This is a genomic window from Streptococcus sp. HMSC067H01, from assembly GCF_001814775.1.
Taxonomy (GTDB): domain Bacteria; phylum Bacillota; class Bacilli; order Lactobacillales; family Streptococcaceae; genus Streptococcus.
The window spans coordinates 98,627-117,241 of the sequence record NZ_KV817799.1 but is presented as its reverse complement, the minus strand read 5'-3'; the positions used below and the strand labels follow the sequence as shown (position 1 = coordinate 117,241).

The 18,615-nt window shown below is 40.0% G+C and carries 16 protein-coding genes; all 16 read right to left on the bottom strand.

The features are described from left to right. Window positions 1-2,974, bottom strand: a 2,974-nt coding sequence (locus HMPREF2987_RS06445) for a lectin-like domain-containing protein (RefSeq protein WP_142995374.1), incomplete at its 3' end; no start/stop codon positions are given. 592 nt (window positions 2,975-3,566) lie between these two features. Beyond that, window positions 3,567-6,359, bottom strand: a complete 2,793-nt coding sequence (gene ileS / locus HMPREF2987_RS06440) for an isoleucine--tRNA ligase (protein ID WP_075229816.1) — start codon at window positions 6,357-6,359, stop codon at window positions 3,567-3,569. Window positions 6,360-6,615: 256 nt separating this feature from the next. Beyond that, entirely contained in the window at window positions 6,616-7,395 is a 780-nt protein-coding gene (locus HMPREF2987_RS06435) for a DivIVA domain-containing protein (RefSeq protein WP_075229815.1), read from the bottom strand. A gap of 16 nt (window positions 7,396-7,411) precedes the next feature. After that, entirely contained in the window at window positions 7,412-7,645 is a 234-nt protein-coding gene (locus HMPREF2987_RS10365) for a DivIVA domain-containing protein (RefSeq protein ID WP_306806753.1), read from the bottom strand. 30 nt (window positions 7,646-7,675) lie between these two features. Then, on the bottom strand, window positions 7,676-8,464 hold the full coding sequence (locus HMPREF2987_RS06430; RefSeq protein ID WP_075229814.1) for a YlmH family RNA-binding protein: 789 nt from the start codon (window positions 8,462-8,464) through the stop codon (window positions 7,676-7,678). Beyond that, the gene (locus tag HMPREF2987_RS06425; protein WP_075229813.1) at window positions 8,461-8,724 is read right to left on the bottom strand and encodes a YggT family protein; all 264 of its coding nucleotides are present in this window, start codon (window positions 8,722-8,724) and stop codon (window positions 8,461-8,463) included. Before HMPREF2987_RS06425 ends, HMPREF2987_RS06430 begins: the two co-directional genes overlap by 4 nt. Next, on the bottom strand, window positions 8,724-9,275 hold the full coding sequence (locus HMPREF2987_RS06420) for a cell division protein SepF (protein ID WP_075229812.1): 552 nt from the start codon (window positions 9,273-9,275) through the stop codon (window positions 8,724-8,726). The genes HMPREF2987_RS06425 and HMPREF2987_RS06420 overlap by 1 nt, the downstream gene beginning before the upstream one ends. A 9-nt stretch (window positions 9,276-9,284) precedes the next feature. Then, window positions 9,285-9,956, bottom strand: a complete 672-nt coding sequence (locus HMPREF2987_RS06415) for a YggS family pyridoxal phosphate-dependent enzyme (RefSeq protein WP_075229820.1) — start codon at window positions 9,954-9,956, stop codon at window positions 9,285-9,287. Window positions 9,957-9,961: 5 nt separating this feature from the next. Further along, window positions 9,962-11,218 carry a cell division protein FtsZ gene (ftsZ, locus tag HMPREF2987_RS06410; protein ID WP_049548722.1) on the bottom strand — a complete coding sequence of 419 codons (1,257 nt, stop codon included), beginning with the start codon at window positions 11,216-11,218 and terminating at the stop codon, window positions 9,962-9,964. A 17-nt stretch (window positions 11,219-11,235) separates the two neighbouring features. Beyond that, the gene (gene ftsA / locus HMPREF2987_RS06405) at window positions 11,236-12,609 is read right to left on the bottom strand and encodes a cell division protein FtsA (protein WP_075229811.1); all 1,374 of its coding nucleotides are present in this window, start codon (window positions 12,607-12,609) and stop codon (window positions 11,236-11,238) included. A 242-nt stretch (window positions 12,610-12,851) separates the two neighbouring features. After that, window positions 12,852-13,706: a dTDP-4-dehydrorhamnose reductase gene (rfbD, locus tag HMPREF2987_RS06400; RefSeq protein ID WP_075229810.1), complete on the bottom strand. Its 855-nt coding sequence runs from the start codon at window positions 13,704-13,706 to the stop codon at window positions 12,852-12,854. 215 nt (window positions 13,707-13,921) lie between these two features. Then, window positions 13,922-14,971, bottom strand: coding sequence for a dTDP-glucose 4,6-dehydratase (rfbB, locus tag HMPREF2987_RS06395; protein WP_075229809.1), 1,050 nt, complete (start codon window positions 14,969-14,971; stop codon window positions 13,922-13,924). Between the two features lie 12 nt (window positions 14,972-14,983). After that, on the bottom strand, window positions 14,984-15,577 hold the full coding sequence (locus HMPREF2987_RS06390) for a dTDP-4-dehydrorhamnose 3,5-epimerase family protein (RefSeq protein ID WP_075227276.1): 594 nt from the start codon (window positions 15,575-15,577) through the stop codon (window positions 14,984-14,986). Beyond that, a complete protein-coding gene (gene rfbA, locus HMPREF2987_RS06385; protein ID WP_075229808.1) occupies window positions 15,578-16,447 on the bottom strand; it encodes a glucose-1-phosphate thymidylyltransferase RfbA in 870 nt (289 codons plus the stop codon). A gap of 56 nt (window positions 16,448-16,503) precedes the next feature. Further along, complete coding sequence (gene glf, locus HMPREF2987_RS06380; protein WP_075229807.1) at window positions 16,504-17,604, bottom strand: UDP-galactopyranose mutase; 1,101 nt, start codon at window positions 17,602-17,604, stop codon at window positions 16,504-16,506. Between the two features lie 12 nt (window positions 17,605-17,616). Beyond that, window positions 17,617-18,615: an acyltransferase gene (locus HMPREF2987_RS06375; RefSeq protein WP_075229806.1), complete on the bottom strand. Its 999-nt coding sequence runs from the start codon at window positions 18,613-18,615 to the stop codon at window positions 17,617-17,619.

The following is an 18,615-nucleotide window of genomic DNA, read 5'->3' as shown; positions in this document are numbered from 1 at the left end:
TAACTGGGTTCACACTTGGTGCCTCTGGTGCTGTGATATCTGCTTGACTAACTGTTTGCTCTGGTTTTAAGGTAGCTGTTGATCCATTTGAGTAGGTTAGTGTTGTAGTACCATCGGTTCCTACTTCAACCTTAGTTGCACTTGGGTTCGCTGTTTCTACAGCTTTCTTAACTGCATCTTTTTCTGGTTGAGTTAGGATTGATGGGTTTTTAACTGGTGTTACTGTAGGTGCAGTTGGTTCAATTGTGAATACTGAGTCTGCTGGAATAACATCTGTACTGCCATCCTTATAAGTCACTTTAACATTAGTACCATCTACAGAAACACTTTCAATCTTATCGCTGAAAGTTGGGTTCGCATCTTTAACAGCTTTTTCAAGGACACTCGCTTCTGGAACAGTATTTGATTTAATCGGTGTTGATGGAGCTACTGCAGTATATTTGAATGACTGTGGTTTCCACATAAAACGGATACGCCCAAGTTGTCCTGGTGTAGTCGCATCACCAACATGTTCATAACCTGTATTACCCGCCGCATCTTCAGCAAAGAGGTAACGAGTGATTTGTCCACTACTTTCTGTGTAAGTGTTTTTAGGAACTTCACCAGTTACGCGAACGATAGCTGGAGTTGACTCTGTAGCAGTAGTTTCTACATGAATACCTTCAGTCTTAAGATACAAACCACCTTTAGTTCTACCGTTTAAGAAGGTAGTGTCTTCTGCACCAAGCCCACTGCGGTTATCTTGTGGTAAAGCTAGATAAGCTTTTACAATCTTACCTGAATTATCAGTTACCTTTAGCTCAATATTATTTTCTTCACCAGAGTAAACATAAATGGCTTGTGTCGCAGGATCATCATATGGAATGTGTAAGGTCGGACGAACTGTCTCTTTTACAGTAACTTTAGTTGGAGTTGATGTGTTTTTAGCTGCATCTGTTGCTGTAACACTAATTTGATCATCAGCATTCAAAGCTGGAACTGGAATTGAAAACTCACCATTTTCTCCAGCTTTTGCAGAGGCTTTTTGTCCATTTTGAAGGGTTACTTCTACGGTTGAGCCTGCTTCGGCTGTACCTGTAATGGCAGTAGCGCCTGCCTTAACTGGGTTTACAGTTGGGGCTGCTGGAGCTGTTGTATCTGGAACTGTAACTGATGTCGGTGTTGACTTGTTACCTGCTGCATCTGTCGCTGTTACAGATACTGTTTTACCTTCTTCCAATCCGCTAACTGGAACGCTGAAGTTTCCATCTTGGTCAGCTTTTGCGGATACTGTGGAACCATTTGGAAGGGTTACTTCTACGGTTGATCCTGGCTCAGCTGTACCTGTTACTGCTGTAGAGGCTGCTGTCACTGGGTTTACAGTTGGAGCTGCTGGTGGTGTTGTATCTTTCTCTTCAAATACATAAGTCAACAACTGCCCACCTGGAGTTAGGGTAACGGTGTTGTTTCCTTGGTTGTATGAAGGTGCTTTGCTTGCATCGATTCTCTTTAATTTATAACCTTTAGCTTCGACTGCTGCAATTTTGCTGTCTTGGGTGCTAAGGTTAATAACCTCATTTTCATCACCTGGAATCGCACTACTTGCTTCGATTTCATTACCTTTTGCATCAACAAATTTCATGTGGACGATTTGTGGCGCTGTAAACTCAAATTTTTCAATCTGAACGCGTTGCAAGTTAGTACCAGAACCTGTACTTCCTAAGAACGAAAGGGCAAAGGTTGGATTACCAGTAGTCAAGGCACGCTTAGCATCAAATGTCATGATGCTAGTGTTAGCGTTTTTTAAGTTTGTTGTCCAAGTTTGTGAGCCATAAGTTACTGTAAAGTTTTTTTCTTTATCGTATTCAATTTTAAAGTCTACCCATTGGCCACTAGGAGCTGGATTTAGAGCTTTTGCTGCTGAGCTACTTGTCGTTACCTTACCAGCATTATTTGATGAGTAGAATGAACCGAAGGCATTACTTTCCCATGCTCTACCACCATATTTTGGATCGGCTGATGCATTTTGGTTAGCATTTGGATTAGAGGTGTTGTGCCATGAGTCTAGTTTGAAACCAAAGGCATTTTTGATAGTTCCCATACCGATTGAAGCACCAGATTGTCCAATAGTATCTACCTTACCTGTATGGAAGACGAAACCAACTCCATCACCACCTGGACGACCATCTACTTTATGACCTTCGTATTTATTACCAATATCTACCTTACCAGTGAAGGTAAAAGGTTGTCCAGAGTCAATTTTAAACCGAAGGTAAGCACTACCAACTTGACCTGAAACGTCATCTGTCAACTTAATAGTACCTGTTGATTTATCATATGTAGCAGTTCCACCTTCTTGGAAGAAACTTTCAAAGTTTTCTTTAGTAACTATCGCTCTTTGCAGGTTAGTTTCATCCACTGAACGTACTGAACCTTCAACAGCACGTCTGCTTCTTACTTTAGGAGTGGCAGAAGATTCTGTAGTTGCTTCTGATGTTTTCTCAGCTGCTGCTTCAGTAACTTCCTTCACACTTGCCACAGCTTGATTCAAGCGTTCAACACTTTGGTTGATTTGATCTTGGCTTGCTGAACCGTTCGCAACTAATGCTTCTGCTTCTGCAATTGCAGCTGCTACTTCAGCTTTAACTGAAGCTTCTTGACCATCCAAGTTTTTAGCTTTAGCTTGTGTCAAAACAGCTTCTAGTTGAGATTTGTCAGCTGAAACGACAGTTGTTGCTGAATTTGCTTCTACTGCTTCAGTCGCAACTGGGCTAGTTGCAGCTGGTGCAGCATAGGTAGGTCCTTCAGCATTAGGTTCTGCTTGAGCTGTTCCTACTGTAGCATCCACTTTAGCTTCTGCAGTGTCAGCTTGAACTGTTGGAGTAGCTAGGGCAGCTCCAATCGCAAAGACAAGCGAACAACCAAACAAGAAATGTTTTCCTTTTTTGATCATCCGCCAGTTCTTTTGTTCCGCATTTTTACGATTAAAATACATCACATATTCTCCTTTTTGATGTTTTCTATAGTGTATTTTACACACTATTTTATTATAATACAATTACTTAAACTGTTCAAATTATTTGTTTTCTTTTTTGAAATTAGTCATTTTATAAAATATGTATATATGTTAGCCTTTTCAGCTTGTAAATTTTATTTTTTTGGACATATTTCTAGAGATATTTTAAAATCAAAAATATTTTTATTCAAACGTCTAAATGATTGAAAATAGTGAACAAACGATATTTTTTGTATCTTTATAGGTTGTTTGGTTCATATTTTTTATTTTAATGTGTCGCGTTGTTTTTGTTTTGTAGTTTTTTTTATTTATATTTCAAAAATATTAGCTCATGATTATTTTTATCAGCAAGATTAAAAAGTCATCAAACATGCATCTGTTTTAAAAAGCGATACTATGTAAAAAACATTACAAGAAAAAAAGCACAATACCACGACTTCAAAAGTCTTGATATTATGCCTTTGATTTTGGAGAGTGCTATTGGTTTCTATTCAAATTAACTTTTGGACCACCCTCACCAGTAATTATGTTATTGTTACTTCATTAGTATCTCTAGTAACCAGTCACAGCATTATTTGACTTCAAAACCTTCTGCAACTGCGTCCGCAAAGTTTTCTTCAACGATACTTGCACAGTGGTCACAGATGGTTGCGTGGTAGCTACGTTCTGCTGTACTTGGATCGATACGACGGCAACGGTCACAAACTTCACCTGCAGCGCGTTCAACTGTGAAGGCTACATCTTCAAAGGCTACTGCACCTTCTGGAACTGGTCCTTCTGCGATGGTCAATTCTGAGACGATCAAGAGTTGAGCAACATTGCTATTTACTGCTGCGAGGAGCGTTTTCACCACTTCATTTGGATAAACAGTCAAGTGAGCTTCAAGTGATTTACCGATTACTTTTGCATTACGAGCTTCTTCCAAGGCTTTTTGAGCTTGTCCACGGAAGTCCATGAAGGCTGCCCAGGTATCCAAAATTTCTTCTTGGTTAGCAAATGTTTGAGCTTCTGGCAATTCTGACAATTGAACAAAGTCTTCGGCTTCAAACTCAAGATATGACCAGATTTCTTCCGCAGTGTGAGGAAGGATTGGTGTCAAGAGTTTGGTGATTTTTACAAGGATATCATAGAAGACGGTCTGCATTTGACGACGTTCAAGCGACTTAGCCCCTTCAATGTAAACAACATCTTTGGCGAAGTCAAGGTAGAAGGCAGATAGATCAACGTTGATAAAGTTCACTAGTGCTTTATAGATTGTCAAGAATTCAAAGTTTGCATAAGCATCACGAATGGTCTTAACAAGTTGGTTAAAGCGGATGGTCATGTACTTATCAACAGAACGAAGTTCTTCGTAAGCGACTGCATCCTCAGCTGGGTTAAAGTCAGAAGTATTAGCAATCAAGAAACGAAGGGTGTTACGGATCTTACGATAAGTTTCAGAGACTTGGCTCAAGATATCCATAGAGATACGAACGTCGTTGCTTGAGTCTACACTTGTTACCCAGAGACGCAAGATTTCCGCACCAAATTGTTTTTCAACATCGCTTGGAGCAATGGTATTTCCAAGAGATTTAGACATCTTCTCACCTTTACCATCAAGGGCAAAACCTTGTGATAAGATTTGTTTGTAAGGTGCTACGCCATGGTTAGCCACAGATGTGATAAGTGAAGAGTTGAACCAACCACGGTACTGGTCAGAACCTTCTAGGTACAGGTCTGCCGGATATTTAAGTTCTGGGCGATTAACCACGACACCATTCCATGATGAACCTGAGTCGAACCATACATCCATGATGTCTGTTTCTTTCTTGAACTCACCATTTGGTGAACCTGGATGTGTAAATCCTTCTGGCAAGAGGTCTTTAGCATCACGTTCCCACCAGATAATTGAACCATGTTCCTCAAAGAGTTGAGCTACATGTTCAATCGTTTCAGCTGTCATGATTGGTGTGCCGTCTTCTGCGTAGAAGATTGGAAGAGGAACTCCCCAAGCACGTTGACGAGAGATGACCCAGTCACCACGGTCACGAATCATATTGTAAAGACGGACTTTACCCCATTCTGAGTGGAATTTTACTTTTTCAATTTCGTCCAAGATTTCTTGACGGAATTTGGATACAGAGGCAAACCATTGTGGCACTGCACGCCAGATGATTGGTTTTTTCGTACGCCAGTCAAATGGGTATGAGTGAGAGATTTCTTCTTGAGCAAGAAGGAGGTTGCCTAGTTTCTCGATAACAGTTGGAACCACCTTGTCATAGAATTGACCTTCGAACTCAGCGCCAGCATTAGCCATCATAATTCCGCGTTCGTTAACTGTCACAGCAACTTCAAGACCATTAGCCACACCAACATTGTAGTCGTCCTCACCAAAACCAGGAGCTGTATGGACGATACCTGTACCAGAGTCAGTTGTAACGTGGTCACCAAGGATAACGAGTTCATCTACTGCAGTATCCCATGGGTGTTCTGTCACGATATGGTTCAATTCTTGACCACGATAAGTCGACAAAACTTGAACATCAGTCCAGCCAAATTTCTCAGACAAGCTGTTCAACAATTCAGCAGCAACCACAAACTTACGAGTTTCACCATCAGGTTGAACCAAAACGTAGTCAATATCCGCACCAACAGTCAAACCACGAGAAGCAGTGATGGTAAATGGAGTAGTTGTCCAGACAACGATATAAGTATCTGTATCTAGAACACCTTTGCCATCCTTGACCTTATTGGCATAGTAAAGTGATATTGAAACCAAGTCATGGTATTCAATCTCTGCTTCAGCAAGAGCTGACTCAGATGACCATGACCAGTAAACTGGCTTGGCACCACGGTAGATATAGCCCTTGTTAGCCATCTCGCCGAAGACACGAATTTGCGCTGCTTCATAGTCAGGGGTCAAAGTTACATATGGATTTTCCCAGTCACCAGAAACACCTAAACGTTTGAAGTCTTCGCGTTGTTTATCTACTTGAGAAAGAGCGTATTCACGGCAAAGTTTCAAGTATTCAACCAAATCCATCTCTTTGCGTTTAACACCTTGTTTTGCCAAAACTTGCTCGATTGGTAGTCCGTGTGTATCCCAACCTGGGATGTATGGTGCGTAGAATCCTGACATAGACTTAGAACGAACAATGATATCTTTTGAAATCTTGTTCATAGCATGACCAACGTGGATATTTCCGTTAGCGTATGGAGGGCCATCATGAAGAGTGAAATGAGGTTTTCCTTCATTTAATTCTTGACGACGTTGGTACAATTTTGCTTCTTCCCATTCTTTTTGCCAGACTGGCTCTTTGGTTGGAAGGCCTGCACGCATTGGGAAGTCAGTTTTCCCAAGATTTAAAGTTTCTTTGAGTTTCATAATATCTCCTTTATTATATAGACAAATTAAAAACCACGACTCGCTAAAAAGGACGAAAATCGTGGTACCACCTTTGTTCGGAAAAAGAACTAGTCTTTCTCCCTCTTTTCCCGTAACGTGGGGCAACGTCAAATCCTACTAACTTCAGACTTGATAACTTGAGAGGATAATCTTATCAACAGGGATTGTAGGACTTCCACCATCTCCTACTCGCTAAAAATATGTTTGATAAGATCTTGTTCTCAGATTTTATTTCTTATAAAAGATCAATAGATTCTGTCAAGGGTGCTGATTGAGAATCTTCTTCAGTTTGCCCTGGACCTGCATCAGTTGACTTGGTTGGAGCAGCTTCTTTCTGAGATTCTACTAGTTCTCGATTCGCAGCTTCGATTCGAGCTTGGAGCTCTGCTACTTCCTCAGGCGAAAACTGACGAGTCATATCAATTGGTTCTTCCTCATGGTAGGCAGACACATCTTCACCTAAAACTTCTGCAACAACTTCCTTGAAGGCTTCATCGCTAGTTTGTAGATAAGTAGCTGTTGGGCGCAAAATTTCTTCCCAGTCAGATGAATCTACGATAGCCAATTGACTTTCAATCGTAGATTTCAAACGTTGATGGAAGACGCGACTCTTGTTCTTCAATTCCTCTGTCTCTACTGCAACTTTCTTGGCATTGTCAGTTGCTTGACGCAAAATTTCATTGGCCTTGTACTTAGCTTCGTCGAGCAATCGATGTGCATCTTGCTCAGCCTGTTTGATGATGTTTTGAGAACGTTCGTTGGCCGCTTGCTTAACGCGTTCCGCAGTATCTTGAGCAATCAATACTGACTGACTCAAAGAATCTTTAATCTCATCAAAATAAGACAAACGTTCTTCTAGATTTTTAATATGTTGCTCTTTTTCGTGGTTGCTACGAACCAGTGTTTCATAGTCACGAACAACAATGTCTAGAAATTCATCAACCTCTTCTGGATTAAAACCTCTAAACTTAGTACTAAAGGTTTTATCCTTAATTTCTAATGACGTAATTGGCATATTTTTCCTCACTTACTTAATAAAAAACAGAATCATTCATTGTTTCTTGTTTTTGCTCATTTGTTACTTGTCTCTTAGGAAAATCGTTGGTAAAAGCCGACAGACTATCTTCTAATTTTTTGATATAGTCTTCAGATTCATCCTTGTACCGTATCAATTCCTCATAGTCCCAAAGAATCTTATCTAAAAATTCGTCAACTTGATCCTTATCATAGCCTCTGAATTTCGTTGAAAAAACCTTATCCCTAATTTCAAGGGGGGGTAACTGGCATATCTTTTCTCACTTACTTCGTAGGACTTGGACTGTTATTTTCTTCTTATCTCTTTTGGTTTGACCATTTTCTCTCAGAATACTAATCCTTCCAAAACGTCTGACACTTACTAAATCACCTATCTTGACTTGATAGTCAGATTTTTCAACCAGATGGTAATTTACCTGAACATATTTTTTGGCTAATAAATCACTGGTCTGTGATCGAGATAATTTCAAAACATTTGATAAGAAAGCATCCAAGCGCAGACTTGGAAGCAAAACTTCCTTCTCTTGATAATCATTTTCAGCCTCTAAAAAATCTTCAAAAGATCTGACTTCCAGTTTAACAGGTAGTTTGGCAATCTTTTGAATCCCGTCTTGAAAGAGAGGAGTGAATTTCTGGTCTACAATGATTTGCGCTCTATTTTCCGTTACCAATATATCACCAAAGAGCTTGCGATCAATACCCAGTCGATTAAGGACTGTTCCCAAAATCTTAGCGTGAGTCAATTGTTCAAATTTGCTAGAGTAGACAATCTCAAGCAATTCCATTTCAAAATCCGCTAAATTCGTCGGTATGAAATAATCTGGTGCAAGTAGCACACGACTATATTCTGTAGCTACAAAATCATTGCTAGAAAAAACTTGAATCCCATGATTATTTCCCAATGTCTTTAGGATAAAGACCTGATGGGGATTGATAAAGGGAGTTAAGATAGGAGCGTAGTGCTCTTCTACCTGCCTTAGCCACTCCAAGCCTTTATCAATAAAGGGAATATCCTCGACTGAGAAATGCTGATAGATGTCTTTTCTCATGCTAGTATATAAAGAAAACGAATGAGATAGTTTCCAACAAGATGAACCAAGATGACAGCCACCCATACTGAAAAGTCAAAACCTCCAAATCTTAGAGGCAGACGACTCAAGGGTTGAAGGATCGGTCTAGCTAAACTAGACAACAAGCGACCTACTGCTGTCTCATAGGCATTTGGAAGCCAGGATAAGAGAGCAAAAGCTACAAGTATCCAAGAATAGATATCTGTAGCATTTTGAATGAAGCGAATTAGAAATATCATTATTTCACTCGATTTCTCTTCATATCAAAGTCGAATTCTTCACTCTGAGTTCCCTCAGGCAAGCGAATATCTTCGATATTTACTACAACTCCTACTGGTGTCAAAAGGTACATAGTATTTGCAACTTTTCTCAATTCACCAGCCAATACGTGACGTGCCCCATCTAAATAGTCTAGACAACGACGCGCTTGTACTTCAGTCATATATTGGAAATCGATTAAAATACTTTCATTACCTGCCAGTAAATCAACGATATCTGTTGCATCTTCGTAGCGACGAGGATAACGAACATCAATGGTTACCTTTTCTGTACTACGATGGCTCTGCATCGCCAACTCTTGCTGACGAGCATGAAGGCGAGTAATATTTTTTTCTTTAGTATTCACTTGTGATGGTTGTGGTAGCTGTTGTGCTTGTGGAAGTTCTTCCTTGGGGGCAGACACTGATGTTAGCGTTTTTTCAGGCTTTAACTCAGCAACGTTTGGTGCCACCTCTTCTCCATCTTCAGTGAAATAATCTATAAACTTATCAAATTTATCTTTTAATGACATGGTTATTTCCTACTTAAAAAATGCTGTGCCGATTCGAACAAAAGTTGAACCAAATTGAATCGCTTCTTTAAAGTCTCGACTCATTCCCATACTGAGTTCTGTCATCGGCATATTGGGGAGATGTTTTTCTTGAATGGTTTTTTGCAATTCTTGCGTTTCTTTAAATATCTCTTGTAACTCTTGACTTGTAGCTTCAAATGGAGCCATGGTCATCAATCCAACGTACTCAATCTGATCTAATTCTGAGAGTTCTGGCAAAAGGGCTAAAAGTTCTTCTTTCGCAAAACCATGCTTGCTCTCTTCCTGGGAGATATTTACTTGCAAAAAGCACTTAATCTTGTGGTCCGCTCGTTTTTGAATTTCCTGAGCTAGCTTTAAGGAATCTAAAGCATGAAAATAATCCACATAAGAAATTACTTCCTTGACTTTACGTCTCTGTAAGGTTCCTATCAAATGCCAAGTAAGATTTTTATCACTCAAGGCATGATACTTGTCAAGAAATTTATCAACACGGTTCTCACCGATGTGTTGCACTCCTTGCGAAACCAAAGCAGAGGCTGTTTCAACATCTACATATTTGGTCACCGCAATCACAGAAACCGAATCGTTTTCACGACCGGCTTCCTGAACTGCATTCGATATCTGTTGAAAAACAAGGTTCGTATTTTCTTTTAAATTCATCTTCATTAACGATTTTTAAAGAATGGTGGAGTTTCCAACTCATCTTCATCTGTTGCGGCTGGAACCTCAAAACGTTCTACAGGAGAAACAACTGGATCTCCTTGGCGAACAATGGCATCACGTCTCAAGTCCCAGTCACCAAAGGCTGATGTCTTTGGAGCTTCTGGGCGACGATGACTTGGAGTTGGTAACTCTACTGTATCAGCCATATCAAAATTGCGATCATATGTATGTGTATGGCTAGTTCTAGCAGGTTCACGGTAGGCTGCTTGGCGTGGTTGAGCAGTTACAACTTTCTCAACTTTATCTTGACGTACTCCTGTCGCAACAACAGTCACGCGGATTTCGTCTTTCATAGTCTCATCAATAGATGTTCCAAGCCAGATGTTAACACCATGACCAGCTGCTTGGTTAACAATTTCTGATGCTTCCTCAGCTTCAATCAAAGTTAAGTCCAAACCACCAGTTACGTTAACAATCACATCCTCAGCACCATCGATAGTTGTTTCAAGAAGTGGTGAGTAGATAGCTTTACGAGCAGCTTCTACAACACGTTCTTCACCGCTACCGATACCAATGCCCATAAGGGCATTTCCTTTGTTAGCCATAACAGTCTTAACGTCTGCAAAGTCCAAGTTGATCAAACCAGGATTTGTGATCAAATCTGTAATCCCTTGTACACCTTGACGAAGAACGTTGTCTGCTTCACTCAATGCTTCAAGAAGTGGAGTTTTCTTGTCGACGATTTCTAGCAAGTTATTGTTTGAGATAATCAAGAGTGTATCAACATGCTCACGAAGTTCGTTGATCCCTTCGATAGCAAATTGTCCACGTTTGCTTCCTTCAAAGCCAAATGGACGAGTGACAACACCTACTGTCAAAGCTCCGAGGCTTTTTGCAATACGAGCGATAACTGGTGCAGCACCTGTACCAGAACCACCACCCATACCAGCAGTGATGAAGACCATGTCTGCACCGCTGATTGCTTCTGTCAGCACTTCTTCGCTTTCTTCTGCAGCTTTACGACCAACCTCAGGTTGTCCTCCTGCACCAAGTCCACGAGTCAATTTAGGGCCAAGCTGGATAACTGTCTCAGCTTTTGTACTGCTCAAAGCCTGTACATCTGTGTTGGCTGCGATAAACTCAACGCCAGAAACGCCTTCGTCAACCATACGGTTGATGGCATTTCCACCACCACCACCGACACCGATTACTTTAATTACTGCACCTTGTGCAGCTGCTGTATCAAATGAAAATGTCATATTTATATTCCTCTATTTTATTCGTCAAACATGCTTCCAATCAAGCTACGGAAACGATCCGTTAATTTACCCTTGCTCTTTTCTTCTGATTGAAGAGGAGCTACTGGTTCAACAGATTGAGTTGTTTCAGGCTCAGGAGTTGTCACTGTATTAAATACTGGGCGTGGAGAAACAGGTGAAACTGGTTGAGCTGAATTTCTAAAATCAATCGGTTGGTGGCGTAAACTCTGGTCGCCTCGAATTGCTCGTTGTGCCAAAACATTCACTTCAGTAAGACTACCAGCGAATTCTGACAAGCTGATGACATGAGCGAAAGCAGGGTTGCGAATCCCAACTTGATTTGGCACGAATAATTTAACACGTACTCCAAATACTTCTTGGGCCAATTCAACGACACCTGGAAGAAGGGCATTCCCACCAATTAAGACAATACCTCCTGGCAAGTCTAATAGGTGACGTCTTTCCAACTCTTGCTTAATTTGCTCAAAAATGTGCTTAAGTCTTGCTGAAATAATCTCAGCCAAGTATTCCTCAGTCACTTCAACTGGTTCAACCTCACCGATCACTTCAACTTGGAAGGTTTCTTTACTAGCTAACGGTGGATAAGCTTCCCCGTAGTTCAGTTTTAGACCTTCTGCAATTTTCTTAGAAGTCTTGAGAACTTTAGAAATGTCTTTTGTGACATAATCGCCACCCTCTTGGTTGACATTTGTGTATTGAAGTTCTTGGTTGCGAATAGTGGCAACAGTCGTTTGCCCACCACCCATATCAATAACAGTCGCACCAAACTCACGTTCACCTTCATTCAAGACAGAGTGAACCATTGCAAGAGGCGAAATAATCACGTTATCAACTTGAACTCCTACACGCTCAACAGTTTTACGAAGATTGTGGAGAATTGTACGTGGACCAGTATACAAGAGACCACGCATTTCCAAGCGCACTCCCATCATCCCACGAGGATCACGAATTCCTTGGAATCCATCTACGACAAATTCCTCTGGAATAAAGGTGATAACTTCACGGTCTGGAGTCATACTTTTAGTCAAGGCTGATTTGACAACATTTTCGACATCTTGATCAGTAATTTCCTTGGTGTCTGATGTCACTGGAATCATGCCTTGAGTTGGTTCAACTTGTAGCAAATTAGCTGGCAAACCAACGTTTACAGACTTAATTGAAATTCCTGCTTTTTCTTCTGCTTGAGAAATTGCAGACTTAATAGCAGTCGCTGCTGCTTCGATGTCAACGATAATCCCATCTTTGACACCTTTACTTTTGGCATTGCTCACGCCAATTACATTTACTTCACCATTTACAAGCTCTGCAACCAACACTTTAATAGAGCTAGTTCCGATATCTAAGCCTGTAAAAAAACCATTCCTAGTCATTACACTGCGTCCTCTCTATCTTCCAAGTTTCACACTTCTATTTTTAATAGCTATATGAAGGTATAGCTATTCACAGAATATTATAACACAAAAAATACATTCGTGCTCGGATTTTCTAACATTTAACCAAGCTTTTTCTTGAATTTTTATAATTATCCGACGATTGCAGAGGTGAGGAAACAAAAAAAGAAAGAGAATCTCTCTTCTCTCCCTTTGTGTAACCATTTTTGCCTCCAGTAAGCCTATTTTTTCACTTCTTGTTTATAAAATTCTTTCAAGGCATCTTGCCAAGTTGGAATGACAAATCCTGTAGCTTTGGCTTTAGCCAGACTCATCGTTGAGTTTAGTGGACGTTTCGCCTTAGCAGGGAATTGGCTTGAGTCCACTGGCTTGACTTCGACGTCTGTATCCTTCAAAATTTCAACTGCAAAGTCATACCACGTTGTATCTTCTGTCGCATCATTTGACAAATGATAATAACCAAATTCCTTGCGGTTTTCAGCTAGGAAAGTCATGAACTCGGCCAAGGTACGCGTCCAGGTTGGACGGCCATGTTGATCATTTACAACTGTCAAGGTCTTATGAGTTTTAGCTAGATTTTGCATGGTAAAAACGAAATTCTTGCCGTAATTTCCAAAAACCCAGGCAGTACGAATAATATAGTAGCTTGAAACGTATTTCTCTACAAGTTCCTCTCCCATGCGCTTAGTACGACCATATTCAGTTTGGGGATCTGGTTTGTCATCAACTTCCCACTCTTGTCCGACTGGTTTCTTACCGTCAAAGACATAATCGGTAGAAATGTAGACTAGAGTTGCACCATGCTTTTCGGATGCTTTTGCGACATTCTCTGTCCCCGTAACATTGATGGCAAAATCCAGTTCTTTTCCTTCGTCCTCTGCTGCATCAACAGCTGTGTAAGCCGCACAGTGGTATACTAAAGTCGGTTTCACCTCTTCAAAAACTTTCTCAACCATCTCTGCATTGGTAATATCCATCTCAGCCACATCAACAGCAACGTATTCTTCATTACGCTCATCTAACAAATAACGAAGTTCTGTTCCTAATTGGCCATTTGCTCCTGTAATTAAAATCATATTTCTTCCTTTCAACTGATTCACAATTCTTCGGTATAGCAATAGAGGTTGGGACAAAAAATCCCTACCTCACTTTTTATTAGCAATCAAACTTTGACGCGGTAGCTAATTGGACTTTTTGTTTGACTTTTAGACTTCAAAAACTCCTAATCATCTTCGCGAGGCTGGGATTAGGAAATCGAGATTTTGTCTATCGATTTCTGTCCCACCGCCTTTTATTTTTCAAGAACCTCTTGTGTTTTAGCGTAGTTGGCTTCAACAGCTTCTTTTTCTCCCTGCCACCAGTCTTGGTTATCTTTGTACCATTGAATGGTGTCTTTGAGACCCTGTTCAAAGTTAGTAAATTCTGGTTTCCAGCCCAACTCATCACGGAGCTTGCTTGCGTCAATCGCATAACGAAGGTCATGTCCTGCACGGTCAGTCACATGGTCATAAGCATCAGGAGCTTGTCCCATTTCCTTAAGGATTAGTGCCAACACTTCCTTGTTGTTCTTCTCGCCATCAGCCCCAATCAAGTAGGTTTCACCAATTTGACCTTTTGTCAAGATTGTCCATACACCTGAAGAATGGTCATTGGTGTGAATCCAGTCACGAACGTTCTTACCTTCACCATACAGTTTTGGCTTTATGCCACTTAGGATGTTGGTAATCTGACGTGGGATAAATTTTTCAATGTGTTGATAAGGACCGTAGTTGTTTGAACAGTTAGAAATCGTTGCCTTGACTCCAAAAGAACGTACCCAGGCTTTGACAATCAAGTCCGAAGCTGCCTTAGTTGATGAGTAAGGAGAGCTTGGATTGTATTTGGTTTCAGCAGTAAATTTCTCACCTGGACCTTCACCATGACCTGGCAAATCCTCACGTAGAGGAAGATCACCATAAACTTCGTCTGTAGACACATGGTGGAAACGAATATCATATTTGCGAGCCGCTTCCAAAAGAGTATAGGTTCCGATGAAGTTGGTATGGATAAATGGCGATGGATCATTGAGTGAATTGTCATTATGACTTTCCGCCGCATAGTGAACGATAGCATCGGCTTGAGCTGCCAACTTGTCTACCAACTCTGCATCAGCAATGTCACCAACAACTAACTCAACACGATCACCTAAAATTTCCTCAATATTAGCGCGGTTTCCAGCATAAGTCAACTTATCCAAGACTGTCACGTGAACATCTGGAAAATTCTTGTAAACATAATGGACAAAGTTGGAACCGATAAAACCAGCTCCTCCTGTCACGATAATTTTTTTGTATTCAGTCATATTCTTTCCTTTTTACAAATCTTCTTTTTTCAAAGGTTTTACATCCTTAAGTAGTGGATGATTTTTATCAGCTTCTGAAACCTCTGCTTCTGCAAGATTTTCCCATTCGATGCCAAGGCTCGGATCAGCGTAGTTCACAAAGGCATACTTAGGTTTGAGCTCGAGAGCCCAGTAATCATTGACCAGATAACTATAAGAAACTGTATCTGATAGAACTTGAAAGCCATTGGCCACGCCTCGAGGAACAAAAATTCCCTTGCTAGCATCAATAACCGTCTGATAAGTATTACCAAAGGTTTCGCCCTCGCGTAGATCAACCCAAGAGCCCAGAACTTTCCCACCATCTGCTACAGAGATGTACTTATCCCAAGGCTCTGCGTGGAGACCACGGAGGACATTTTTGCGTGAGAAAGATACATTGTTTTGCAATTTTCCTTCTGCAAAGAATGACTCTGGAAATCCAAGTGGAAGCATTTTTTCCTTTTGGAAATTTTCTTTAAACCATCCACGATTATCACCATGAACGGGGATATCAAACTCCAACATACCTGGAATTGCATCAACCTTGCGTGCCGCAAGCGTCTTACCGAAAAAATTATCTGTCATCTATGCTTCTCCAATCAAACGGAGCAGATACTGTCCGTATTCATTTTTCTTAAGCGGTTGGGCTAAGGCCAAGACATCTTCTCGACTGATATAGCCCATGCGGTAAGCAATTTCTTCCAGGTTTGCTACCTGAACATTTTGCATCCGTTGCACTGTTTCGATGTACTGTGAAGCCTCTAGTAGACTTTCATGAGTGCCAGTATCTAACCAAGCAAAGCCACGTCCCATAACCTCAACGGACAAATCTCCACGATCTAGGTAAGCCTTGTTTACATCTGTAATTTCCAACTCACCACGAGGACTTGGTTTAATACTTTTGGCAATCTCCACTACATCATTATCATAGAAATAGAGTCCTGTAACTGCATAGTTTGAACGAGGGTGTTCTGGCTTTTCTTCGATAGAAATAGCATTCATATCCTTGTCAAACTCAACCACACCAAAGCGCTCTGGATCCTTAACATGGTAGCCAAACACAGTTGCTCCCGAATCCTTACCTGCTGCCTTTTGTAACATCTTAGAAAGGCCAGGCCCGTGATAGATATTGTCGCCTAAGATTAGAGCAACGCTGTCATCGCCAATAAACTTTTCACCAATGATAAAGGCTTGTGCCAAACCATCTGGACTTGGTTGCTCTGCGTAAGAAAGTTTAATCCCAAACTCAGATCCATCTTGAAGTAAATCTTTAAAACGAGGCAAATCTTGTGGAGTTGAAATAATCAAAATATCTCTTATCCCAGCCAACATCAATGTTGAAAGTGGATAGTAAATCATCGGTTTATCATAAACCGGCATCAGTTGTTTTGATGCAGCTCGAGTCAAAGGATATAAACGTGTCCCCGAGCCACCCGCGAGAATAATACCTTTCATAATAGGGTACCTTTCTTTGTTGTTGAACAATCATTATATTGTTAAAAATGTATGTCTTAGTAACCAAACTCATCCGTTACTACACTAAGTGCACGTTCAATAACAACATGCATGTCGTAGTATTTATAGTCTGCTAGGCGTCCACAGAAGATAACCTTATCATTTTTGGCTGCTTCTTCTTGGTACTTAGCAAACATAGCGTTGTTCTTTTCATCGTTGATTGGGTAATATGGTTCATCTCCACGTTTCCAATCAGCAGGGTACTCACGAGTGATAACCGTCTTCGGTTGAGTACCATACTCGAAATGCTTGTGTTCGATGATACGAGTATAAGGAATCTCACGTTCTGTATAGTTGATCACAGCATTCCCTTGATAATTTTCTTCATCCAAGACTTCATGTTCAAAACGAAGACTGCGATACTCCAACTCACCATGCTTGTAATCAAAGTACTGGTCAATCATTCCTGTAAAGACAACTTTATCAGCTGATGCTTCAAGCTCTTCACGATTAGCAAAGAAATCAACCCCAAGTTCTACTTCCACATCACCAAGCATGTTTTCAATGATGACGTTGTATCCACCGATTGGAATTCCTTGGTAACGGTCATTAAAGTAGTTATTATCAAAGGTCAAACGCACTGGGAGGCGCTTGATGATAAACGGAGGAAGGTCTGTTGCAGAACGTCCCCATTGCTTTTCTGTATAGCCCTTGATCAATTTTTCATAGATATCCGGACCAATCAACTTGATCGCTTGTTCTTCCAGGTTTTTAGGTTCAACATCCTTCATGTCAGCCGTTTGTTGCGCAATTTTATCTTTGACTTCTTGTGGAGTTTTTGTCCCCCACATAGCGTAGAAGGTGTTCATGTTGAAAGGAAGATTGTAGAGGCTGCCCTTGTAGTTAGCCACTGGTGAGTTGATATAGTTATTGAATTCAGCGAACTGGTTGACATAGTCCCAAACCTTTTTGTTTGAGGTATGGAAAATGTGGGCACCATACTTGTGGACATTGATGTCTTCAACATTTTCACAGTAGATATTTCCACCGATGTGATCACGCTTGTCAATCACTTTTACTTTTTTTCCACATTTTGTAGCTTCATGTGCAAAGATTGCCCCTGACAAACCTGCACCAACGATAAGATAATCGTACATTTTTTCTCCTTTTTATAATTTAATGATTCGATTAAGATAAGGAACTTTTATTAACATTCGAATAACAATAAAGCTTACACACAATGTAAATATAGAAAATAGTAAGTATGACCCTACAAAACTAAAACCAAATAGTTTTTCCCACATCTTCATAACATAAGTGTGTACTATGAAAACCCCCATAGTTTGATTAGAAAGAGAAACAATCCATTTACTCTTATCTCCATTCAAATCAAGTGTGAATACCGTCAAAAAGATGCCTAAAGTTACAATCTTTACAAATAAAATATCATAATAATATTCGGCAAAAAGATTATGATAAATAGTTTTTGCTAAGAAGAATAATATTACTGGCGAAATCAATAACAAAAGTACTGCAACTACTTTCATCCATCTCTTAAAACCATTTTTTATAATATCTTTATCAAATTGAGCTACCAAACCTCCTAAAATGTAGTAGAAAAACCACGTCCATAACCTAAAAGTTTGTATAACATATGACTGTAATGGCATTTGAAGTACGACATTTGCTAACTCAAATATCAAACCAATAGAGATCAATAAAGATAAAATGTATAGATAGCTTCTTTTTGAATTTAGAAATTTTTTTAAAATCGGTAAACATAAATAGATAAGTATTAGTGCACCAAAAAACCAAAACTGAAAAAAATAACCTTTTTGTAGCAAAGATCCTACAATTTTTTTTATTGGATTAGTTGTGAAATCTCGCTTAAAAAACCATACGATAAATGTCCATGATGACACTGTTATTAGAATCCATTTTACTTTCTGGAGTATGTAGGGATAAGTTATCTCTCTCTTTCCTAACAATAAATAACCATTGACCATAAAAAATAGGGGAATAGAGTAGGTACCTAAATAATATAAATATGCCAAAAAATTCCATGAGCCTGTCTCTTTAAATCCGCCCATTGTTGTATGAAGTAAAACAACTCCAACACAGGCAAGCACTTTTATTAAATCTAGGTTGATATTTCTAATTTTTCTCAT